Origin of the sequence: Octadecabacter arcticus 238 (assembly GCF_000155735.2) — a bacterium.
Taxonomy (GTDB): Bacteria; Pseudomonadota; Alphaproteobacteria; order Rhodobacterales; family Rhodobacteraceae; genus Octadecabacter; species Octadecabacter arcticus.
In genome coordinates, this window is sequence record NC_020908.1 from 593,042 (window position 1) to 616,151 (window position 23,110).

Here is a 23,110-nt window from a genome sequence, read left to right on the forward strand (position 1 = left end):
CCACCGCTCCTTATTGCGTTAGCTTCAGGGCGCGAATGTCAGAGGCAATCGCTGAGAATGCAGAGGAGATGTCTGTTCCGTTCACGTCAAAGTGGTGGCTGGGCGAACTCGCGCAGTCTTGCAGTGCGGACTGACCACCAGAAGGGGCTTCGAATGCAACCGTGTAGATGACGACGCCTTGTGCGCGGGCGGCCGCACAAATGTCTGACAGGCGCGCGTCGGCTTCAGTGCCATTCACAACACTTTGGTCGAGGGAATAGTCAGGTTGTACGTAGTTGGCATAATCGAGGTTGTTGGTATTCCAAGGGATTTGCCCGGCCTCATAGGCAGGATACAGATAATAGTATACTCCCGCGCCTGAATTGACCTGAGGTTTTCCCCTCAAATCACTTTGTATTCCTTGAGCGATATGACGCGGAAGTTGTCGGTGACGGTGTCGCGGAACTCTGGCCATTTTTCTGGCAGGGTCTTGCGGAAGAAGTCGAAAATGGCCTCTGTGAATTGGTTGAACGTTGCATAGTGCCGATTGTGGGTGACCCATTTGTGCATAACACCCCAAAGACGCTCGATCGGGTTGAGGTGCGGGGCATATGCTGGCAAGAAATGCAACTTCACCCGACGTTCTGGGCTGTCCAGCCATGGCTGTAGTATCTTGGCATGATGATAGCGGGCATTGTCGACAAAGACGTGGATGGCCGTCTTGGTTTGGTTGTTGCGTTCCAACTTTTCCAGCATCTGTCGGGTTGTCTGGGCATTGATCTTCTCGCCTTCCACAAAGGTGACCTGGAAAGTCTCAAGGTCAAGCGCGCCCTGAATGTTGAGCCGCTTGCGCCCTGATGTCGCCTTCAGGGCCGTCTTTTGCCCCTTGGGAAACCAACCATGGGCGGGGCGGCTCTGGTGTTCGGGGTGGACAGCGTCCGAAAAGACAACCATCTCATCTGCGGCCAACCCGTTCATCAGGGCCTCATATTTGGCAATAAACGCAGCCTGCTTGGCTTCATCGGCCTGTGCAGGCAGCAATTGTGGTTTCTTATACGCGAACCCCAGGCGGCGCATCAGCTTGGCGGCTCCCGACGTGCTGTAGTTTTGGTCGCACTCGGCTAGAACATAGGCACAGACCTCATCGGCATTGCGGGCAGGCTGCGCGGTGAAATGGGCTCTCACCGCCTGCTCTTGCACGACGGACAAATGACCCTGACGCTGGCTGTAGTCCTTCAGACCGAAAAACGATAGTCCCGCACCGGCAAAGGCAAATCGCCACTCCGTCAAAACTGTCGGGCCAATATCCAAAATCCGGCAAACCGTTCCGGCGTCTTCTCCTGCGTCCAAAAGAAGAAACGCGCGCGCCCGTTTCCAAACAAGGGCGTCAACTTTGCGGCGGCGGCAAAGCGCTTCAAGTGCTATGCGCTGCTCGTCGGATAAGGAGACTGTTTTGTATTGCTTGCTCATAAACTCAAAATACAGACTGAACCGCCTTTGGCCATGCGACGAAGTGAATCGCAGGCCCAAAATCGTCAGGTCAATTCAGGCGCAGGAGTAAAGTTAACATTTCTGTAGCTGAACGTTGCAAATAGTTCTTGCCAGGACGCCTGACGCACGTTGTTGGCGTAGGTTGGACCCTGACCAGCCGGGACAGTGCCGATGGGACCGCTGTTGCGCGCGTTCACATATTCGGACTGGGATGAATACCCCAAGGGATAGTTGCGGGTACGGTCATAATAGCTCCAGAAGAACTGGTCGTCTGTGTAGTTGTTTGGCGTGCTGAGACCTTGGGTCTGTACAGACGTTTGCCACAGGTTCGAGCCTGATACCAGGTCATTGGCGTTGTCCAGATTGGCCCAGACAAATGACAGGTTATTCTTGTAGTGGTCATAAAGATCCCACTGTTGGGTGTTTTCACCATCTGTCATCAACACCAGCACTTTGAGGACATCGGACTGGGTGAACTGTTCGGGACGACCCGCCGCGACGGATGGTACACCAGAGCCGGACGCACCGGCGAGGCTGGCAATGAGGGATTTTGTGCTGGGATCGAGCAAAGCCACGCCCCACTTTACGCCCATATCAATGGCGGTGTTGCCATAGGCATGCAGGTCATTGATCGCGTTATGCAGATCGCTTTCACTGGTGGTGTGCGGAATGATCGCGTTTTGATCGCCGGTAAAACACCATGTGACGTCTGGGTTGATTGGCGAGTCATTGCTGCCGCCATAGGAAAAATGCGACACATGATCATAATATACTCCTGCGCCTGAATTGACCTGACGATTTTGGGCCTGCGATTCACTTCGTCGCATGGCCAAAGGCGGTTCAGTCTGTATTTTGAGTTTATGAGCAAGCAATACAAAACAGTCTCCTTATCCGACGAGCAGCGCATAGCACTTGAAGCGCTTTGCCGCCGCCGCAAAGTTGACGCCCTTGTTTGGAAACGGGCGCGCGCGTTTTTTCTTTTGGACGCAGGAGAAGACGCCGGAACGGTTTGCCGGATTTTGGATATTGGCCCGACAGTTTTGACGGAGTGGCGATTTGCCTTTGCCGGTGCGGGACTATCGTTTTTCGGTCTGAAGGACTACAGCCAGCGTCAGGGTCATTTGTCCGTCGTGCAAGAGCAGGCGGTGAGAGCCCATTTCACCGCGCAGCCTGCCCGCAATGCCGATGAGGTCTGTGCCTATGTTCTAGCCGAGTGCGACCAAAACTACAGCACGTCGGGAGCCGCCAAGCTGATGCGCCGCCTGGGGTTCGCGTATAAGAAACCACAATTGCTGCCTGCACAGGCCGATGAAGCCAAGCAGGCTGCGTTTATTGCCAAATATGAGGCCCTGATGAACGGGTTGGCCGCAGATGAGATGGTTGTCTTTTCGGACGCTGTCCACCCCGAACACCAGAGCCGCCCCGCCCATGGTTGGTTCCCCAAGGGACAAAAGACGGCCCTGAAGGCGACATCAGGGCGCAAGCGGCTCAACATTCAGGGCGCGCTTGACCTTGAGACTTTCCAGTTCACCTTTGTGGAAGGCGAGAAGATCAATGCCCAGACAACCCGACAGATGCTGGAAAAGTTGGAACGCAACAACCAAACCAAGACGGCCATCCACGTCTTTGTCGACAATGCCCGCTATCATCATGCCAAGATACTACAGCCATGGCTGGACAGCCCAGAACGTCGGGTGAAGTTGCATTTCTTGCCAGCATATGCCCCGCACCTCAACCCGATCGAGCGTCTTTGGGGTGTTATGCACAAATGGGTCACCCACAATCGGCACTATGCAACGTTCAACCAATTCACAGAGGCCATTTTCGACTTCTTCCGCAAGACCCTGCCAGAAAAATGGCCAGAGTTCCGCGACACCGTCACCGACAACTTCCGCGTCATATCGCTCAAGGAATACAAAGTGATTTGAGGGGAAAACCTCAGGTCAATTCAGGCGCGGGAGTATAGGACCCAAGATTTAGGGCCGTCGTTGTAAAGATAGAATCGTCAAACATCGGGCAAGTCGAATAGTTATGTGACCGATTGATGTTGAGATACGGCGAAATAACGGTGCCGGGGTTTACCACAGCACTGTACGGGATCATCGAGATCGTAATCAAACCTTGAGGCGCATTGGTGTTGTTGGCCAAAACAGTTGACACAAATTCACGCGCAGCAGGTCGTAGGTTGGTCATCCGGTTGTTGCTGCTTAGACTCAAGTTTCAAATGCAACACTCAGAGCCCTTTGGGCATAGGATGTTGTGATGGACATACGAAGGAAGCACCTCAGCAGCGAGGACCGTGGCGTGATATTAGCCGAGCATAATAGGGGCAGCAGTCAGCGGTTGATCGGCCAGCTTTTGCATCGCCCGGCGAGCACGATCTGCCGTGAGCTGGCGCGAGGTCGGCAGGAAGACGGCAGCTATTGCCCGCAAGCGGCGCGGCAGGCCTATGATGCCCGGCGCGCGCGCTGCCGCCGCAAGCGCAAGCTTGTGGAGGGGAGCGATCTTTATCGTTTCGTTCATGGCAAGCTCGTACATCTGCACTGGTCGCCTGAGCAGATTGCGCAGAGACTGCGTCTCATGAAGCCTGATGATCCATCCGCCCATGTGAGCCATGAGACCATCTATGCCGCGATTTACGCGCAGCCACGTGGCGGGCTGAAGGCGGCGATGATCGAGGCGTTGCGTCAAGCGAAGCCTAAGCGTGGGCTCAAGCGCAGGACAGCGGCGGGCAGTGCTATGGTCCCGGAATCATTGCGCATTATCAATCGCCCTGAAGAGATCGAAGCACGACTGGTACCAGGCCATTGGGAGGGCGACCTCATCAAGGGCGCATTCAATCGCTCGTCAGTGGGGACCTTGGTCGAGCGCAAGACACGCTTCGTCATTCTTTGCAAAATGGATGGCAATGGGGCCGAGGCCGCGCTTGACAGCTTCACCCGCCAGATGAGACGACTACCCGCTGATTTGCGCAAGAGCATGACCTATGACCGTGGCTCCGAAATGGCCTGCCATCGTGAATTGGCGCGACGATTGAAAATTGATATCTGGTTCTGCGATCCGCATGCTCCCTGGCAGCGCGGCAGCAACGAGAACACCAACGGACTGCTGCGTCAGTTCATGCCCAAAGGAACTGACCTGAACGGTGCAAGCCAAACATGGCTCAACGACGTTGCAAACCTGATGAACAACCGTCCAAGAAAAAACCCTCGGATGGAGAACACCCGCTGAAGCTATGGCCGACGAAATCGTGGCCTTTAAATCAACCGTTGCACTTGATGTTTGAATCCAAGCTGTTCATGGAACTCGACACGTCAAGAACAAGAGAGACCTCGACGTCGGTCACGCGTTCCTCAGCGGTGGAAGCCCCGCTCACATTGATGGCTGTCATTCCAGGCGAAAACGGGCTCGTAAAGATGCGTGGCAAGTCGTAGAAAAACAATGCCATTGGGGCGGACGCTTGGGCTGAGACCACGCGATAATTGATGCCTTGGGACACGGTGGGTTCGCCCTGCAAAAAATGCAACATGCCCGCTTTATCGAGGTAGTCGCGCACAACGTCAGCGGGTGGCATGATTTGGTCAAGATCAGCGGCCGCAAGTGTGGCGCGATCAAGCGAACCCTGCAATTTCGCGCGCGTCGTTTCATATCGCATCAGATCAACGGCCATGCCGCCGAACCACAAAATCATGATCATCATCATCAGTGAAAAGATAATAAGGGCACCGTCTTCGTCGTTACGAAAACGCTGAAAAATTCCCTTGGGGGAAATACCTTCGGACACATTTTTTTCAACTTCAGACTCATTGTAACCTTCCCCGGGGAGCCTGCCTTAAGAAGGCCCACGCACAGATATATCCATTTAATTATCTATCTTTAGATCATTGGTTGGTGGCAGGTTTAGGGCAAATTGCGGCGGCATTTTGTTAACTGGTGGCCGATTTTGGGACGGTTTCTTGTGATTGTGTGAATTGTTTCAAAGCTGGGAACAAACGCGCCGATCGATGCGCGGCGCGGGCGGATCGCACGCCGGCGTCAAGATTAGGGGGGGAATGTCCTTTAACAGCCTAACTATTAATCAATTAGATACGATGGCGGCGAATCATGGTTAACTTCCTAGTAAGCTGCGCAGGGTAGGCGGAGCAGGGTTAAGCTGTGAAAGGGCCATCCATGAGCAATACAACCACAGGTTTACAAGAACCGTCCTTCCGCGAAAGCGTGGACATCATGTTCAACCGCGCTGTCGCCTTGATGGATTTGCCGCCCGGCCTTGAGGAAAAAATCCGCGTTTGTAACGCGACCTATACGGTTCGGTTCGGCGTTCGGCTGCGGGGAAAAATCGAAACGTTCACGGGGTACCGCTCGGTGCATTCAGAACACATGGAACCAGTTAAGGGCGGCATTCGCTTCTCGCTCGGTGTGAATCAAAACGAGGTTGAGGCGCTGGCGGCGCTGATGACTTATAAATGCGCGCTCGTTGAAACGCCGTTTGGCGGATCCAAAGGCGGGCTTTGCATTGATCCGCGGGCTTGGGACGATGATGAAATGGAACGCATCACCCGTCGTTTCGCCTACGAGCTGATCAAGCGCGACCTGATCAATCCGAGCCAAAACGTGCCCGCCCCCGACATGGGCACCGGCGAACGGGAGATGGCGTGGATCGCTGACCAATACAAACGCATGAACACCACCGACATCAACGGGGCGGCCTGTGTCACCGGTAAACCTGCCCATGCTGGCGGCATCCAAGGTCGCGTTGAGGCGACGGGACGCGGCGTTCAATATGCCTTGCAGGAATTCTTCCGCCATCCAGAAGACATCAAAATCGCAGGGCTGTCCGGCAAGCTGGATGGCAAACGGGTTGTTGTGCAGGGTCTTGGTAACGTGGGCTATCACGCGGCATCGTTCCTCAGCGCCGAAGATGGCTGCATTATCACCGGCATAATCGAACGTGACGGAGCGTTGAGCGATGAAAACGGTCTGGAAGTTGAAGCCGTACATGCGTGGATAGCCAAGCATGGGGGCGTCAAAGGCTACCCGACAGGCACTTACGTCGAAAATGGCGCGTCTGTCCTCGAACAAGATTGCGACATCTTGATCCCGGCGGCCTTGGAAGGGGTCATCAACCTCGGCAATGCCGCCAGAATCAAAGCGCCACTTATCATTGAAGCTGCGAACGGTCCGGTCACGGCGGGCGCTGACGAGGTGCTGCGCGATAAGGGCACGGTGATCATCCCCGACATGTATGCCAATGCTGGCGGTGTGACGGTGTCCTATTTTGAATGGGTCAAAAACCTTAGCCATATCCGCTTTGGTCGCATGCAGCGCCGCCAAGAAGAATCGCGCCATGAATTGATCGTTGGTGAACTTCAGAAATTGTCAGAACATCTGGGCGATCAATGGTCGATGACGCCGGACTTCAAAACCAAGTATCTGCGCGGCGCGGGGGAACTGGAACTGGTGCGCTCTGGCCTCGATGATACGATGCGCACGGCCTATCAGGCGATGCGCGACATGTGGCACAGCCGTGATGACGTCCACGATCTGCGGACCGCAGCCTATTTGGTGTCAATCGGGCGCGTGGCGTCGAGCTATCAAGCCAAAGGGCTTTAACGCGGCACAAAGGCCAACGCGGCCACACCGTCAAATCCCGCCCCCAACATCCTACGTTCGGGGCGGCTGAACCCCATCGTTTTAACGTTTCGACTTGGCTGAAAACGGTTCCCGACGGGCCGCTTGGTTAAACAATCGGACATGCAAGATAAACACGGCCCACATGCCATCAAAAGGGATTGCAGACGCCGCGCGCTTGACTAGTGTCGGATCAACCAAGGGGACGTCATGGGCTATTCCGGTTTCAAAGTCATAAAAGAGGGTCTGTTTGGCCAAAAAGGGTGGAAACCCGTTTGGCGCAACCCCGATCCCAAACCCGAATATGATGTGATCATCATCGGCGGCGGTGGGCATGGTCTGTCAACTGCCTACTACCTTGCCAAAGAGCATGGCATCACAAATGTTGCGGTGCTGGAAAAGGGGTATCTTGGTGGCGGCAACATAGGGCGCAACACGACCATCGTGCGGGCAAATTATTTCCTGCCAGGCAATTCCGAATTCTACTCCCATTCGTTGAAATTATGGGAAGGAATGGAACAAGACCTGAATTACAACACGATGATGTCCCAGCGCGGCGTGCTGAACTTGTTTCACAGCGACGGTCAACGCGATGCCTTCGTGCGGCGCGGCAATGCGATGATAAATCAGGGCGACGACGCGATTTTACTGTCGCCCGAGGGCGTGCGCGAACAGGTGCCGTTCATTGATTTTGAAAACACACGCTTCCCGATCTACGGCGGTTTGTTGCACAAGCGGGGCGGTACGGCGCGCCATGACGCGGTGGCGTGGGGATATGCGCGGGGTGCCGACCAGCGCGGTGTTGATTTGATCCAGAACTGCGAAGTCACCGGCATCGATATTCAAGGCGGTGTGGTCAAAGGCGTGCAAACCAGCCGTGGCCCAATCCGCGCCAAAAAGGTCGCGATTGTCGTGGCGGGACGGTCCAGCCAAGTTGCTGAAATGGCGGGCATGCGCCTGCCGATCGAAAGCCACGTTTTGCAGGCCTTTGTGTCTGAGGGGGTGAAACCTGTCCTCAACAACGTCGTCAGCTTTGGCATGGGCCACTTTTATATCAGCCAGTCCGACAAGGGTGGCTTGGTCTTTGGCGGTGATCTGGATTTCTATGCGTCTTACGCGGCGCGGGGCAATCTGCCGATGGCCGAACACGTCATGGATGCAGCGATGACGTTGATGCCCGCAATCGGTAAGGCGCGCGTGTTGCGCAGTTGGGGCGGGATCATGGATATGTCGCCAGATGGATCGCCGATCATCGACAAGACCGACACCGACGGGCTATTTCTGAACTGTGGCTGGTGTTACGGCGGCTTCAAGGCGGTGCCAGCATCGGGGTTCGCCTACGCGCATTTGATTGCCAAAGACACGCCATACAAAACAGCCGCTAAATTCCGCCTTGACCGGTTCGCAACGGGCCAAGGTTTGCTCGACGAAGAGGGCACTGGCTCTCAACACAACCTACATTAGGAAACGCAAATGCGCCTGCCTTGCCCCTTGTGCGGAGACCGTGATCGCCGCGAATTTTACTACCAAGGTCATGCTGTGATGTTGGAAAGACCGCCGCGCGATGCGGTCGGCCCCGCGTGGGATGACTATCTGCACAACCGCGACAACCCTGCTGGCGAGACGCGCGACTTATGGCACCATGAGGCGGGGTGTGGTGCATGGATCGTCGTCACGCGCAACACCGTGACACATGAGGTTTTGGGCGCAATTCTGGCTGAAAATGCCAAGAAAACTGGAGCCCAAGCATGAGGGTCGCGGGCAGAGGGTTTAACCGCAGCGCGCGCGCGGTCACATTCACCTTCGACGGTCAATCCTACACGGGCCGCGCGGGCGATACCCTTGCGGCGGCACTGCTGGCAAACGATGTCCGCCATGTTGCGCGTTCGTTCAAATATCACCGCCCGCGCGGTGTGCTGACCGCTGGCTCCGAAGAACCCAACGCACTGGTTACAGTGGGCGTTGGCCCCAAACAAGACCCCAACATCCGCGCCACGACGTTGGAGATTTACGACGGCCTTGCCGCGCGGTCCCAAAACGCGTGGCCCTCGCTGAAACACGATGCAATGGCGATCAATGACCTGTTGTCTCCGTTCCTAAGTGCCGGATTTTATTATAAAACCTTCATGTGGCCCAAGTCGTTTTGGGAAAAGCTGTACGAGCCTGTTATTCGCCACGCCGCTGGCCTCGGTGCGTTGTCAGGTGAGACAAACCAAGACACCTACGAAAAAGCATTTGCCCATTGCGACGTGCTGATCATCGGGGCCGGACCCGCAGGGATAATGGCCGCCGTGACCGCCGCAAAGGCCGGTGCAGATGTGATTTTGACCGACGAAGGTACGGCCTTTGGCGGACGTTTGTTGTGCGAAACCTATGACGTGAATGGCCGAGCAGGTGAAGAATGGGCGGCGCAACAACTGGCCGGGCTTTCAAACAAGGAAAACGTGCGCATCATGACACGCACAACCGTGACGGGGGCCTACGACCAAGGCACGTTTGCCGCATTGGAAACCGTTGGTTCGCGCAACCCGCACGCGCCGAAAGAGTGCTTTTGGCGCATAGTCGCAAAGCGGTCGATCTTGTGCGCAGGTGCGCTTGAACGTCCCATCGCCTTTCCGAACAACGACCGCCCTGGCATCATGCTGGCCTCTGCAGTGCGCAGCTATCTCAATCGCTTTGGCGTCGCCCCGGGCGAAGCCGTGACGATATTTGCCAACAACGACGACGCCCACAGGACCGCACTAGATTTGATCGACGCCGGCGTGACCGTGGCGTGTGTGATCGACAGCCGCACGGATGCAGTGGCCTTGGGCGACTACCGACTGGTTGCGGGTGGGCACGTTATCGCGACCAAAGGACGCCACGGGCTGACAAGCATCACCGTGCGCGACGCCAGTGGCACCCACGATATCCAAACCGATTGCTTGGCGATGTCAGGCGGCTGGAACCCGACGGTGCATTTGACATGCCACATGAACGCGCGGCCTACGTGGTCCGACGACATTCTGAGTTTTGTGCCAACAGACGGGTCGATCCCGAATATGTTGGTGGCAGGGGCTGCGCGCGGCGTCTTTTCGACGCTGGGGTGTTTGGCGGACGGGATTGTGGCGGCACAGGATACGATCCGCGAACTAGGTCTGACTGCACCACAGATTGACACACCGACCGCCGAAGACAGCGTATATCGAATTGAGCCACTATGGCAGGTCGATGGCAAAGGGCGCAAATGGCTCGATTTTCAGAACGATGTGCATGTGAAAGACATCGCGCTGGCCGTGCAGGAAAATTTCCGCAGTGTTGAGCATATGAAACGCTACACGACGCAGGGCATGGCGACCGATCAGGGCAAGAATTCCAACGTCGTCGCCCTCGCGGTGCTGGCGGATGCGACAGGGCGCGGCATTCCTGAAACCGGGACGACCACCTTTCGCCCGCCATATGTGCCCGTCGCGATTGCCGCCATGGGCGCGGTGTCGCAGGGGCACGGGTTTGCGCCTGAACGCCACACGACGTCCCATAAGGCAACGCTGGATCGTGGCGCGCCGATGATGGAAGCGGGGCTGTGGTATCGCCCCAGTTATTTCCCGAAACCGCATGAGACCACATGGCTTGAGGCCTGTAACCGTGAGGTGGCGATGGTGCGCAATCACGTCGGCATCTGTGATGTGAGCACGCTGGGAAAAATTGATATTGCGGGACCGGACGCTGCCGCATTCCTTGATTTTGTCTACTGCAACACGTTCTCGACGTTGAAAGAAAACCGCGTGCGCTATGGGCTTATGCTGCGCGAAGACGGGCATGTGATGGACGATGGCACAACCGCGCGGCTTGGTGCGAACCACTACGTGATGACCACAACGACGGCGGCAGCAGGGCAGGTGATGAAGCATCTCGATTGGGTGTCTCAGGCGTTGCGCCCCGATCTTGATGTGCGCGTGGCCTCTGTCACCGAACAATGGGCGCAATTCGCCGTTGCGGGGCCAAAGGCGCGTGACCTTTTGAATTCCGTTTTGGACAGACCAATCGATGATGAAAACTGGCCGTTCATGTCTTGCGGACCAATAGACATAGAGGGTGTGCAGGGCCGGTTGTTCCGCATCTCGTTTTCGGGTGAACACGCCTATGAAATAGTGGTCCCGTCGCGTTACGGGGCGTCGTTGTTCCGCCTTCTAACAGCGCAGGCCGAAGCGATGGATGGCGGGCCATATGGGATGGAAGCGCTCAACGTGTTGCGGATTGAAAAGGGCTTTATCACCCACGGCGAAATCCATGGCCGCGTCACCGCAAGCGACATCGGTTTTGGTCGTATGGTGAGCCAGAAAAAAGACTGTATCGGCAATGCGATGTCGCAAAGACCGGGGTTGTTAGACCCGGAGCGTGAACAGCTTGTCGGACTAAAACCTGTTGAAATTACAGGTAAATTAACCGCCGGCGCGCATCTGTTTGTCGACGGCGCAGATGCCGTAAGCGAAAACGATCAAGGCTACGTCACCTCGGTTTGTTATTCGCCAACTTTGGGACATGACATCGCGCAGGCGTTTCTTAAGGATGGCCCTAACCGGCATGGTGACCACATCCTACTGGTCGATCACTTGCGCGATGTTCAAACCCTGTGTGAGGTGTGCCATCCCGTCTTCTTTGATCCAACAGGGGGACTTGCCCGTGGTTAAATTGATTGCCAAGTCGCCTTGCGCCGGGCTGCTGCCCAAGACCATTGGCACGGTCACATTCACTGAAATCGACGGTGGGAAAATGACTTTGGTGGCCCCGTTTGCGGGTCGGAAAAAATCCGTGTCGGACGCGCTGAAATCTTCCATCAGTGTCGGATTTCCAGCCCCGAACCGGACGTCAGGCACGACGCCGCGCGCGGTTTGGTGCGGCAGGGGGAAGGCATTGATCATCGGCGCCGACTGTCCGGATCTGGAGGGTGCTGCCTGCGTTGATCACTCGGACGCATGGGCGATTGTGCAGATTGATGGCGCGGACGCCACGGCAATCCTAGCGCGCCTGACCCCTATTGATCTGCGCGCATCGACGTTCAAACGCGGCCACACTGCCCGCACGTTAATCGGGCACATGACAGGCGGTATCACGCGATTGGGCGTGCAATCGTTTGAGGTGATGGTGATGCGATCCATGGCGGCGACATTGATGCACGATCTGACGCAAGCGGCGCAAAATATTGCGGCGCAGGCAGATTCCGGCGATTGACGGGCGTACTGGCCAGTTATCGCTCGGACGTCACGGGGCTGATCCGTGACAAGACCGAACGCTGGGTGATTTGACCCATCGGCGTGCCATTCTCAGTCACCGTCAACGCTCCGAATTCGCACAAACTGTCGATGACATCTGACACTGGTGTTTCTGCGTCAACCTCATGTCCGCTTGATCCCCAATCGGCTTCGGGAATCATCACATCGCGTGCGCATAATACGCCAAGCGGGTTCATATGCGCCACAAAATCAGCGACATAGCCGTTCGCAGGGCTTGAGAATATTTCGCGCGGGGTGCCGGATTGCACAATGCGCCCGCCTTCCATAATGGCAATGCGATTGCCAATCTTGAACGCTTCGTCCAGATCATGACTGACGAAAATGATCGTGCGGTTCAGGCGTTGCTGTAGATCAAGCAGCTCGTCTTGCAGGCGCGTGCGGATCAGCGGATCAAGGGCGCTGAACGGTTCGTCCATCAACAAGATCGGCGCGTCAGTGACAAACGCACGCGCAAGGCCGACGCGCTGTTGCATGCCGCCCGACAGCTCCCCGACCAGTGCATTGGCGCGATCCGCCAGTCCAACCAGTTCCAATTGCTCGTCGACTTTGCGGCGGCGTTCCGCCTTCGTCATACCACCCAGTTCCAGACCCAGCCCGACGTTGTCGCGCACGGTGCGCCACGGCAGCAGACCAAACGCCTGAAACACCATCGACACACACTCGCGGCGCAGTTTGCGCAGTTCTGTTGCGGGCGCGGACCCGACTTCGCAGGCCCAGTCGCCATCATGGACCTGCACGGCGCCGCGCGCGACGGGGTTCAATCCGTTGACCGCACGCAAAAGCGTCGATTTGCCCGATCCTGACAGCCCCATCAGCACCAAAATTTCACCCTTGTTCACGTCAAGCGAGCAGTCATGCACGCCCAATATCTGCCCACAGGCGTTCTGGATTTCGGTGCGATCCATGCCTTGATCCATCAGCGGCAGGGCGACTTCTGGATTATTACCAAAGACGATAGACACGTTTTGGAATTCAACAGCTTTTGTCATTTCGGTCCGTTCATTTTTTTGGCCTGACATTATTTTGACCCCACCCGAAGCATTCGATCCAGCATGATGGCGACCACCACGATGACCAATCCGGATTCAAAGCCTTTGGCGGTGTCCACGGTGCCAAGCGCGCGCACGACCGGCACGCCCAGTCCATCCGCGCCGACAAGTGCTGCGATGACAACCATCGACAGGGACAACATGATCGTTTGATTGAGGCCCGCCATGATTTGCGGCAGGGCTGATGGCAATTCTACCTTAAGCAGTTTTTGCCGCTTGGTCGCGCCAAATGCATCCGCCGCTTCGAGCAGCGGGAGCGGCGTAGACGAGATGCCAAGGTGTGTCAGGCGGATCGGCGCAGGCAGCACGAAGATCACCGTGGCGATCAATCCGGGCACCATGCCGATGCCAAAAAATACAATCGCTGGGATAAGATAGACGAACGTTGGTAGTGTTTGCATCAGATCCAGAACCGGTCGCATCCACGCATACAGACGTGGCCTGTGTGCAGCGGCGATGCCGATAGGAACCCCGATACCCATACAGACCACGCAGGCCGATAGGACCAATGTCAGGCTCTCTGTTGTTTCTTCCCAGTAGTCTTGATTCAGGATGAACAGAAACCCGATTGCGATCATCAAACACGGTTTCCAGCTGCGTTGCATCGCCCATGTAAGCGCGACAAACGCGGCGATAACGATGAACGGATGTGGCGTTTGAAGCAGCCATAAGATGCCATCAATCAAAGACTCCATCGTGTCGGCCATGCCATCGAAAAACGCGCGACTGCGCGGTTCTAACCAATCAAAAGCGGCCTCTGCCGTGTCGCCGACGGGGATCTTGTTTTTGGTTAGCCAATCCATCGCATCATTCTCCTGAGTAGATATGGATATGGGCGAGGCACATGCCCCGCCCATTCGCGTATTTTAGGTCTGATTATTCGCCCAGCGCCATCGTCACTGCGTCCGTTGCTGACGATCCATCAAGATGCGTCACGCCATCAAGCCATCCTGTCACAACGTCCATGTTGGCCTGCATCCATGCGGTTGCTGCCTCATCCGGGTCGGTGCCGTCATTCAGGATCGCACCCATGATTTCGTTTTCCATGGCGAGCGTGAATTCCAGATTTTGCAGCAACTTGCCGACGTTCGGGCAGGTGTCGACATAACCGGCAGATGTGTTGGTGAACACGGTCGCGCCACCAAGATCGGGTCCGAACCAGTCGTCGCCACCGCTTAGATACGTCATGTCGTAGTTGGCGTTCATTGGGTGAGGTTCCCAGCCGAGGAAGACAATCGGCTCGTTGCGATCGGACGCGCGACCAACTTGCGCCAGCATGCCTGCTTCTGAGGATTCGACCACTTCGATCGCGTCCGCATCAAGCCCGAATGCACCTGATTCGATCATGTCGATGATTAGACGGTTACCGTCATTGCCAGCCTCAATGCCGTAAATCTTGCCTTCAAGCGCCTCTGCGTTCGCAGCAAGCGCGTCAAATGACGTGATACCGAGTGCCGCACCCGCAGCGTTTGTCGCCAGCGTATATTTCGCGCCTTCAAGATTGGCACGGACCGTATCAACTGTGCCTGCATCACGATAAGAGGCTATGTCGCCTTCCATGGTGGGCATCCAATTGCCAAGGAAAACGTCGATGTCGCCCTCGGCCATAGATGTGTAAGTTACTGGCACGGATAGAACTTTGATGTCCGTTTCATAACCCAGTGCGCCCAGAACAACAGTCGTGGCGGCTGTTGTCGCGGTGATGTCAGTCCAGCCGACGTCAGAGAACGTGACAAGGCTACAGTTCGCATGTCCGTCAGCCGATGCAGCGCCAGCAGCACAAATAGCGAGGATTGAAAGGGTGGATTTCATAATAGTCTCCCGTGTTGGTTTTTTCTTGATTGACGAGTCAATAAAGAACAATTTAAGTCACCTAGCAACAACTTTTGAGGATGTCATGCCAAAGCTTGGAATGGAGCCTATACGCCGTGCGGCTTTGGTTAAAGCCACCATTGACGTAATTGGTGCGCAGGGATCATTGGATGTGACTGTCAGTCAGATCGCCAAACGCGCTGGCATGTCGTCGGCATTGGCGCACCATTACTTTGGTGGCAAAAATCAAATTTTTCTCGCCGCAATGCGGCAAATCCTGCGCGATTTTGCCGTTGAGGTTCGTGAAAAACTGCATACGTCCCACACCCCGCGTGCTCGCGCTGAGGCACTCATCGCCGCGTCTTTCGCGCCGTCGTGCTTCGCGCCCTCGACGGTCAGTGCATGGATGACGCTGTACGCGCAGGCGGCGACACAGCCTGAAATGCACCGTCTGTTGTTGTTGTATCAGCGGAGGTTGCACTCGAACCTGACACACGCGTTGCGGCCCCTGTCGCCGTCGCCCGTGGACGATGCCGCAACGATGGCTGCGCTGATTGACGGGCTTTATCTGCGGGCCGCCTTGGCGCGCGATACCGATCCCGACACGGCCCATGCCACAGCCCTACGCGCCCTTGACCGCCTAACTGGAGCGAACACATGACCAAGCCTAATATTCTGATCATCATGGTCGACCAGCTGAACGGAACACTGTTTCCAGACGGCCCCGCCGACTGGCTGCACGCCCCGAACCTCAAAGCTCTGGCTGCGAAGTCGACCCGCTTTAAGAATGCCTACACCGCGTCGCCGCTGTGCGCGCCTGGTCGTGCGTCTTTCATGTCGGGCCAGCTGCCCAGCCGCACGCAAGTCTATGACAATGCAGCAGAATTTGCGTCGTCAATCCCAACCTACGCACACCACCTGCGCCGCGCAGGGTATCAAACCTGTCTGTCTGGAAAGATGCATTTTGTTGGCCCAGATCAGCTTCACGGGTTTGAGGAACGCCTGACCACAGACATCTACCCGCCCGATTTTGGCTGGACGCCGGACTATCGAAAGCCCGGCGAGCGCATTGATTGGTGGTACCACAACATGGGGTCCGTCACCGGTGCGGGCGTCGCCGAAATCACCAACCAAATGGAATACGACGACGAGGTTTGCTATAATGCGACTCGCAAATTGTATGATCTGTCGCGCGGCAACGACGATCGCCCGTGGTGCCTGACTGTGTCATTCACCCACCCCCACGACCCCTATGTTGCGCGCAAGAAATACTGGGATCTGTACGAAGATTGCGACCATCTTTTGCCCGATGTCGGCCCCTTGGCCTACGAAGACCACGATGCCCATTCGCAGCGTATTCTTGATGCAAACGATCACGAAAACTTCGACATTACCGAAGATCAGGTTCGCCGCGCCCGCCACGCTTATTTTGCCAACATCTCCTATCTGGACGACAAAATCGGTGAAGTTTTACAGACGCTCAAAGACACCCGCCAAGAGGCGACGATCCTGTTTGTGTCTGACCATGGCGATATGCTGGGTGATCGTGGATTGTGGTTCAAAATGTCCTTCTTTGAGGGGTCTGCCCGCGTGCCGTTGATGATTTGCGCGCCACAAATGCCAGCTGGTTTGCTAGAAACACCCGTCTCCAACATCGACGTCGCGCCGACGCTCTGCGACCTCGCGGGGGTGTCGATGGAAGAGGTCATGCCATGGACGGAAGGCATGTCGCTTGTTCCGATGGCAAATGGCGTTGAGCGGACAGAACCGGTGGCAATGGAATACGCCGCCGAGGGATCGTATTCGCCCGTTGTCTGCCTGCGCTACGGCAAATGGAAGTACACCCGCTGCACACTCGACCCAGATCAGTTATTTGATATTTCAACCGATCCAAATGAGCTGAATTGCCTTGCGAATGTTGCAAAACATCAAGGCACCATGGAGCAATTGCGCGCGAAGTCCGAGGCCCGTTGGGACCTTGTCGCGTTCGATGCGCAAGTCCGCGAAAGCCAAGCCCGCCGTTGGGTGGTTTATGAAGCCTTGCGCAACGGTGACTACTATCCATGGGATCACCAGCCGCTTCAAAAAGCCTCTGAACGCTACATGCGCAACCATATGGACCTCAATACTCTTGAGGAAAATCAACGCTTTCCGAGAGGAGAATAACATGACCTACGATATTCAACCCACCGCCAGCCATTTTATCGACGGACACTACGTTGAGGACACCAGCGGCACGCCGATCCCCGTGATCTGTCCAGTTTCCGAAGAACAAATCGCGATTGTTTACGCCGCGACCCCCGCCATCATCGAACAAGCGTTGGCCGCCGCGACCCACGCGCAAGGTGCATGGGCCGCAATGACCGGAACCCAGCGTGGCCGTGTGTTGCGCCGTGCCGCTGATATTATGCGGGACCGCAACTACGATCTGAGCGTTCTTGAGACAAACGACACTGGAAAGCCGCTGCAAGAAACCCTCGTGGCGGATGCAACATCGGGCGCTGATGCACTGGAGTATTTCGGCGGGTTGGCTGGCAGTCTGACTGGTGAACACATCCAATTGGGTGATGATTTCGTCTACACACGACGCGAAGCCTTGGGCGTTTGCGTGGGTATTGGCGCGTGGAACTACCCAACACAGATCGCCGCATGGAAGGCCGCGCCTGCGTTGGCCTGCGGCAATTCCATGGTCTTTAAACCGTCCGAACAGACACCGCTTTGCGCCCTTAAAGTTGCGGAAATTTTGCACGAAGCAGGTGCACCTGCGGGCATCTACAACGTGGTGCAGGGAATGGGCGAAGTTGGCCAAGCCCTCATCACCGACCCGCGCGTCGACAAGGTTTCCTTGACCGGATCGGTGCCCACTGGCCGCAAAGTTTACGCGGCCGCTGCGGCTGGAATTCGCCACGTGACAATGGAACTGGGCGGCAAATCCCCCATTGTGATCTTTGATGATGCAGACCTTGAGGACGCGGTCAGCGGGGCAATTCTGGGCAATTTCTACAGCTCCGGTCAGGTCTGTTCCAACGGTACACGGGTGTTCGTTCAATCCGGCATCAAGGAGGCATTTTTGAACCGCCTGAGTGAGCGTTTGAAAGACGTCAAAATGGGCGACCCACTGGACGAAAGTGTTAACTTTGGCCCCTTGGTGTCCGAACGCCAGATGGGTATTGTGCAGGGGTTCATTGCCAAAGGCATCGCAGAAGGCGCGCGTTTGGTCGCTGGCGGGAAACGCCAAGGGGATCTTGGGTACTTCCTGCAACCCACTGTTTTCGCAGACGTAACCGATGATATGACAATTGCTACCGATGAAATCTTTGGACCAGTGATGAGCGTTCTGGATTTTGAGGATGAGGACGATGTCTTGATCCGCGCCAATGCCACAGACTTCGGCCTCGCCGCTGGGGTGTTTACCAATGATCTGGGACGCGCCCATCGTATGGTTGCAGGGTTTGAGGCTGGAACGACCTATATCAATACCTACAACGTCGCCCCCGTTGAGGCGCCATTCGGTGGATCGAAACTGTCCGGCGTCGGGCGTGAAAATTCCAAGGCCGCGATTGATCATTACAGCCAGCTAAAGTCGGTTTACGTCGGCATGGCCCCAGTTGAGGCACCGTTTTAAATGCAAGCCGAATATGTCATCGTAGGTGCGGGCAGCGCGGGTTGCGCTATGGCTTACCGCCTTGCCGAAGCCGGTAAATCCGTCATCGTCATCGAAACTGGCGGCAGTGATGTCGGTCCTTTTATCAACATGCCCGCAGCCTTGTCCTACCCTATGAGCATGAAACGCTACGATTGGGGGTTTAAAAGCGAACCCGAACCCCACCTTGGTGGGCGCAAACTGGCCTGTCCGCGTGGCAAGGTCATTGGTGGATCATCTTCAATCAACGGCATGATCTATGTGCGTGGCCATGCCCGTGATTTCGATCATTGGGCCGAAAGTGGTGCTGATGGTTGGGCCTACGCTGACGTGCTGCCGTATTACAAACGGATGGAAGACTGGCACGACGGCGGGCGCGGTGGCGACGCGGATTGGCGTGGCCAAGGCGGGCCGTTGCATGTCACCCGTGGACCCGGCGACAATCCGTTGACGCAGGCGTTCATCATAGCGGGCGGGCAGGCGGGGTATCAGCTGACGTCTGACTACAACGGGCAGCAACAAGAAGGCTTCGGTCCGTTTGATGCCACCATTTGGCAGGGCAAACGCTGGTCTGCAGCGTCTGCCTATCTGCGACCTGCGCAAGCGACCGGAAATTGTGAAGTTATCCAAGGCACCGCCGCGCGCATCGTGATTGTCGATGGTCGCGCAACGGGTGTTGAGTTGACCGACGGGCGGATCGTTTCCGCAGACGCCGAAGTCATCATAGCGGCCTCTGCGATCAATTCGCCCAAGCTGTTGATGTTGTCGGGCATTGGCCCCGCCAAACACCTGTCCGAACACGGAATTACGGTTGTGGCCGATCGCGCCGGAGTTGGACAAAACCTGCAAGACCACCTTGAGCTTTACGTTCAGATGGCCGCAAAGGGCCGTCATAGCCTTTACAAATATTGGTCTTTATTGGGCAAAGCACTGGTCGGCGCGCGCTGGTTGTTTACAAAAACCGGCATTGGCGCGTCCAATCAGTTCGAAGCCTGCGGTTTTATCAGATCCAAAGCCGGCTTGGACTATCCTGACATTCAGTTTCATTTTCTCCCGCTCGCCGTGCGCTATGACGGTGTTGGCGCGCGCGAGGGATATCAGGCCCATGTTGGACCGATGCGGTCCAAATCACGCGGCGCGGTCACGCTAAATTCAGCCGATCCCAAAGATGATCCGAGCATCTTTTTCAACTACATGTCGCACCCCGAAGATTGGGAAGAGTTTCGCGCCTGCATCCGCCTCACACGTGAGATTTTTGGTCAAGACGCCTTTGTGCCCTTCGCCTGCGATGAACTGATCCCGGGCATAGATGTGCAATCTGACGCGGCCTTGGATGATACGATCCGTAAGCACGCGGAGAGTGCTTATCACCCGTGCGGCACTTGCAAAATGGGCCGTGCGGACGATCCCGATGCGGTGGTCGATCCGGTGGGCCGCGTGATTGGTGTGACAGGACTGCGGGTCGCGGACAGTTCAATCTTCCCGCGCATCACTAACGGCAATCTAAATGCGCCCTCCATCATGGTCGGGGAGAAAATGGCCGATCATGTGTTGGGAAAACAGCCAATTGCGCCCAGCAATGATGCACCTTGGATTCACCCTGATTGGAAAACAGCGCAACGTTAACCTCACCCATGGTTCTTGTTTGCGTCGGGACGCCGTTAACACTTAATTAACGAAATTATCCGGTTTTGTTCTCTTCTTCTGCTTCTCGCTACGCCCGCATTTGCGGACTTTGGCGGTCCTATCCACGTGGTCGATGGGGATACATTGCGTGTGGGCGACGTTACTGTGCGCATTCACGGGATAGATGCGCCCGAAACTAACCAAACATGCGATGACGCACAGGGTCGAACTTGGCCCTGTGGCGCATTCGTAACGGAAGAAATCAGCCGTCGTTATGAGGGTAAAACGGCGACCTGCGAGCTCATTGAACTGGATCGATATGGCCGCAGCGTCGCCAAGTGTTTTGTCGCAGGCAGCGACGTGGGTGAACAGATCGTGGCAGATGGTTTGGCACAGGCCTATCGCCAATATTCAATGGATTATGATTTGGTGGAAAAATCAGCCCAAGTTCTCAGCCTTGGGCTTTGGGCGGGTACCATGCAATCGCCCGCCGCCTTTCGCGCAGATCAACGTGCCGCCGTGCTTGACGCGAACCCACCATCCACGCCAACAGACGCTAACTGCTTCATAAAAGGCAATATTTCGGTATCAGGCCAGATATATCACATGCCGCACAACCGCCACTACGACAACACCCGCATCAACGAGAACCGTGGTGAACGCTGGTTCTGTAGCGAAGCAGACGCCCAAGCCGCGGGCTGGCGTGCGGCGCGCAACTAGCTTTCAGTCGGAGCCGTTTCTTCGACAATTGCTTGAAAGTCCTCAAAGAATTGATCGGCCATTTTCTTGGCAAAGCCGCCGACAATCCGGCTGCCGAGTTGTGCCAATTTGCCGCCAACTTTTGCGTCCACATTGTAGGACAGCTCGGTTCCGCCCTCGACGTCTGCCAACGTCACCTCTGCTGCACCCTTTGCGAATCCGGCGACACCACCCTTGCCTTCGCCGACGATGCGATAGCTATTTGGCGCGTTCACATCCTCCAGCGTGACGGCGCCTTTGAATGTTGCCTTCACGGGGCCAACTTTTTGTTTAACGACAGCCTCAAACCCCGTTTCGGGAGTTCCAGTCAATTCTTCACAGCCCGGAATGCAGGCCCGCAATGTTTCCACATTGTTCAGATGTGTCCAGACAGTGGCGCGGTCCGCTGCGATAATGCGTGTGCCGATCAGTTCCATGAAAAATCCCCTTATTCTAATTGATACGGTAACATGCCGCGTTCGTTCGGGTCCACGCGAAGTTGACTTGCCAAGGGTGGCACAGATCGGTGCGGGCAGGCATTGCGCTCACAAATACGACACGAAATTCCGATGGGAACAAACGCCGCCGCGTGCTCCACCATCATGTGATCGGCATAGACCAGCGCGCTGGCATGTTTGACCTCACAACCAAGCCCGATCGCATAGCGCCGCGTCGGGATGCCCCACGCGCCCCCCGGTTTGCTGACATCGCGCGCAAGGCAGAAATATCGAACTCCGTCAGGGGTTTGCGCCAACTGCCGCAACCAGCGGCCGGGCGTTTCAAAGGCGCTGTGCACATTCCAAAGCGGGCAGGCGCCGCCGAACCGCGCGAACTGCAATGTTGTGGCCGAATGGCGCTTGGTGATCGTTCCGGCCGGATCAACCCGTACGAAAAAGAACGGGATACCCTTGGCACCGGGGCGTTGCAGTGTCGACAATCTATGTGCAACCTGTTCAAGCGACGCGCCAAATCGATCCGCCATACGTTCCAGATCGTGGCGCGTTTCCTGCGCCGCTGCTAGGAACACGCGATACGGCATCATCGCGGCACCGGCAAAATAATTTGCCAGCCCGACCTTGGCGATGCTGCGGGCTTGTGGTGATTGGAATCGCGCCAAATCCAGCGTCGCCTCCAGCAGTTTATCTTGTTTGATCAGTGCAACTTGCAACAAAAGCTGGAACCGTTGGGTCGCATGGGTGGACTTGGTGGAGAGCGACAGCACATGGGTTTGCGGGTCATAATGGCGAATTGCGCCATCGTCATAATTGACAACCCGCACTCCGCTTTCGGCCAGCGCGCGCCGCGCTGCCCCGTCAATGTCACCGTCGGCTTTGCTCGCAAACCGTTCTGCCGCGTGATCCACAGCATCTATGTAGTTGTCGCAATAGTGAAAGAAGTCACGCACTTCTTCCCATGGTGAGGGTGACAATTGACTGTCTTCGCGCCCCAATGCTTCGTCCAGTGACGCCAAGCGTTCATGGGTTTGGCGGTAGGCTGTGTGCAATTCTAGAAAAGCCCGGGCTAGGGCGGGGGCGTTGGATGCAGCCAATCGCAAATCGGCAAGCGGCGGTGTGGGGCCGCCAAAAATCGGGTCGGCCAGTGCTTCGCGCATATCGCCGACAAGACGCGCCTCATCGCCTGATTGCAGTTCTGTCACGTCGAACCCGAATTCCTGTGCCAGTGCAAGGACCACCGTCGTCGACACCGGTCTGTTGTTGTTTTCCATCTGGTTCAGATAGGGTAGTGATACGCCCAGTTTTTCAGCGAACGCCTTTTGCGTGCAGCCGATGCGTCCGCGCAATTCACGTAATTTCGCCCCGGCGTATAATTTATGTGGTGCCAATTTTCGCGTCCCTAACCCAGATTTT

Annotated in this window: 21 protein-coding genes and 1 pseudogene; 12 read left to right on the forward strand and 10 right to left on the reverse strand. The window is 56.3% G+C overall.

Annotation, left to right across the window (positions count from 1 at the left end; translation table 11 throughout):
• Positions 1-10: 10 nt before the first annotated feature.
• From OA238_RS03090 to OA238_RS03100, 3 genes are all read right to left on the reverse strand, one after another.
• Positions 11-385 (reverse strand): hypothetical protein, encoded by a 375-nt coding sequence (locus OA238_RS03090; RefSeq protein WP_044036125.1) that lies wholly within the window; start codon positions 383-385, stop codon positions 11-13.
• Positions 382-1,449: an IS630 family transposase gene (locus OA238_RS03095; protein WP_015494038.1), complete on the reverse strand. Its 1,068-nt coding sequence runs from the start codon at positions 1,447-1,449 to the stop codon at positions 382-384. The genes OA238_RS03090 and OA238_RS03095 overlap by 4 nt, the downstream gene beginning before the upstream one ends.
• Positions 1,450-1,514: 65 nt before the next feature.
• Positions 1,515-2,342 carry a hypothetical protein gene (locus tag OA238_RS03100; protein ID WP_144055813.1) on the reverse strand — a complete coding sequence of 276 codons (828 nt, stop codon included), beginning with the start codon at positions 2,340-2,342 and terminating at the stop codon, positions 1,515-1,517.
• Between OA238_RS03100 and OA238_RS03105 the strand changes: the two genes are divergently transcribed.
• Positions 2,331-3,398 (forward strand): IS630 family transposase, encoded by a 1,068-nt coding sequence (locus OA238_RS03105; RefSeq protein ID WP_015493952.1) that lies wholly within the window; start codon positions 2,331-2,333, stop codon positions 3,396-3,398. The two genes, OA238_RS03100 and OA238_RS03105, sit on opposite strands and share 12 nt — an antisense overlap.
• A 334-nt stretch (positions 3,399-3,732) precedes the next feature.
• Positions 3,733-4,756 (forward strand): annotated as a pseudogene (locus OA238_RS03115) (IS30 family transposase).
• Here the strand turns inward: OA238_RS03115 and OA238_RS03120 are convergent.
• Positions 4,733-5,254: a TadE/TadG family type IV pilus assembly protein gene (locus OA238_RS03120; protein WP_015494041.1), complete on the reverse strand. Its 522-nt coding sequence runs from the start codon at positions 5,252-5,254 to the stop codon at positions 4,733-4,735. The pseudogene OA238_RS03115 and the gene OA238_RS03120 sit on opposite strands and share 24 nt — an antisense overlap.
• Before the next feature lie 386 nt (positions 5,255-5,640).
• Here OA238_RS03120 and OA238_RS03125 point away from each other — a divergent pair, with 386 nt between their 5' ends.
• Positions 5,641-7,083, forward strand: a complete 1,443-nt coding sequence (locus OA238_RS03125) for a Glu/Leu/Phe/Val family dehydrogenase (protein WP_015494042.1) — start codon at positions 5,641-5,643, stop codon at positions 7,081-7,083.
• Here the strand turns inward: OA238_RS03125 and OA238_RS32470 are convergent.
• Entirely contained in the window at positions 7,080-7,226 is a 147-nt protein-coding gene (locus OA238_RS32470; RefSeq protein WP_187293137.1) for a hypothetical protein, read from the reverse strand. The two genes, OA238_RS03125 and OA238_RS32470, sit on opposite strands and share 4 nt — an antisense overlap.
• A gap of 85 nt (positions 7,227-7,311) precedes the next feature.
• Here OA238_RS32470 and OA238_RS03130 point away from each other — a divergent pair, with 85 nt between their 5' ends.
• The 4 genes from OA238_RS03130 to OA238_RS03145 are packed head-to-tail and all read left to right on the forward strand — an operon-like array spanning position 7,312 to position 12,312.
• The gene (locus OA238_RS03130) at positions 7,312-8,565 is read left to right on the forward strand and encodes a sarcosine oxidase subunit beta family protein (protein WP_015494043.1); all 1,254 of its coding nucleotides are present in this window, start codon (positions 7,312-7,314) and stop codon (positions 8,563-8,565) included.
• A 9-nt stretch (positions 8,566-8,574) separates the two neighbouring features.
• Positions 8,575-8,853 (forward strand): sarcosine oxidase subunit delta, encoded by a 279-nt coding sequence (locus OA238_RS03135; protein ID WP_044036199.1) that lies wholly within the window; start codon positions 8,575-8,577, stop codon positions 8,851-8,853.
• Entirely contained in the window at positions 8,850-11,771 is a 2,922-nt protein-coding gene (locus tag OA238_RS03140) for a sarcosine oxidase subunit alpha family protein (RefSeq protein ID WP_015494044.1), read from the forward strand. Before OA238_RS03135 ends, OA238_RS03140 begins: the two co-directional genes overlap by 4 nt.
• Positions 11,764-12,312: a sarcosine oxidase subunit gamma gene (locus OA238_RS03145; RefSeq protein WP_044036201.1), complete on the forward strand. Its 549-nt coding sequence runs from the start codon at positions 11,764-11,766 to the stop codon at positions 12,310-12,312. The genes OA238_RS03140 and OA238_RS03145 overlap by 8 nt, the downstream gene beginning before the upstream one ends.
• Positions 12,313-12,328: 16 nt before the next feature.
• Here the strand turns inward: OA238_RS03145 and choV are convergent, their stop codons facing one another.
• The 3 genes from choV to choX form a co-directional block, all read right to left on the reverse strand.
• A complete protein-coding gene (choV, locus tag OA238_RS03150; protein WP_015494046.1) occupies positions 12,329-13,393 on the reverse strand; it encodes a choline ABC transporter ATP-binding protein in 1,065 nt (354 codons plus the stop codon).
• The gene (gene choW / locus OA238_RS03155) at positions 13,393-14,226 is read right to left on the reverse strand and encodes a choline ABC transporter permease subunit (protein ID WP_015494047.1); all 834 of its coding nucleotides are present in this window, start codon (positions 14,224-14,226) and stop codon (positions 13,393-13,395) included. The genes choV and choW overlap by 1 nt, the downstream gene beginning before the upstream one ends.
• Positions 14,227-14,299: 73 nt before the next feature.
• Entirely contained in the window at positions 14,300-15,235 is a 936-nt protein-coding gene (gene choX / locus OA238_RS03160) for a choline ABC transporter substrate-binding protein (RefSeq protein ID WP_015494048.1), read from the reverse strand.
• Positions 15,236-15,320: 85 nt separating this feature from the next.
• Here choX and betI point away from each other — a divergent pair, with 85 nt between their 5' ends.
• Genes betI through OA238_RS03185 form a run of 5 tightly spaced genes read left to right on the forward strand, consistent with a single transcriptional unit; the run spans position 15,321 to position 21,224 of the window.
• Positions 15,321-15,896, forward strand: a complete 576-nt coding sequence (betI, locus tag OA238_RS03165) for a choline-binding transcriptional repressor BetI (RefSeq protein ID WP_015494049.1) — start codon at positions 15,321-15,323, stop codon at positions 15,894-15,896.
• On the forward strand, positions 15,893-17,401 hold the full coding sequence (gene betC / locus OA238_RS03170; RefSeq protein ID WP_015494050.1) for a choline-sulfatase: 1,509 nt from the start codon (positions 15,893-15,895) through the stop codon (positions 17,399-17,401). Before betI ends, betC begins: the two co-directional genes overlap by 4 nt.
• Position 17,402: 1 nt before the next feature.
• Positions 17,403-18,860 carry a betaine-aldehyde dehydrogenase gene (betB, locus tag OA238_RS03175; protein ID WP_015494051.1) on the forward strand — a complete coding sequence of 486 codons (1,458 nt, stop codon included), beginning with the start codon at positions 17,403-17,405 and terminating at the stop codon, positions 18,858-18,860.
• Complete coding sequence (gene betA / locus OA238_RS03180) at positions 18,861-20,504, forward strand: choline dehydrogenase (RefSeq protein WP_015494052.1); 1,644 nt, start codon at positions 18,861-18,863, stop codon at positions 20,502-20,504.
• Positions 20,505-20,558: 54 nt separating this feature from the next.
• A complete protein-coding gene (locus OA238_RS03185; protein WP_044036204.1) occupies positions 20,559-21,224 on the forward strand; it encodes a thermonuclease family protein in 666 nt (221 codons plus the stop codon).
• Here the strand turns inward: OA238_RS03185 and OA238_RS03190 are convergent.
• Both OA238_RS03190 and OA238_RS03195 read right to left on the reverse strand, forming a co-directional pair.
• The gene (locus tag OA238_RS03190; protein ID WP_015494054.1) at positions 21,221-21,679 is read right to left on the reverse strand and encodes an SRPBCC family protein; all 459 of its coding nucleotides are present in this window, start codon (positions 21,677-21,679) and stop codon (positions 21,221-21,223) included. The two genes, OA238_RS03185 and OA238_RS03190, sit on opposite strands and share 4 nt — an antisense overlap.
• A gap of 11 nt (positions 21,680-21,690) precedes the next feature.
• Positions 21,691-23,085: a helix-turn-helix domain-containing protein gene (locus OA238_RS03195; protein WP_015494055.1), complete on the reverse strand. Its 1,395-nt coding sequence runs from the start codon at positions 23,083-23,085 to the stop codon at positions 21,691-21,693.
• Between the last annotated feature and the right edge of the window lie 25 nt (positions 23,086-23,110).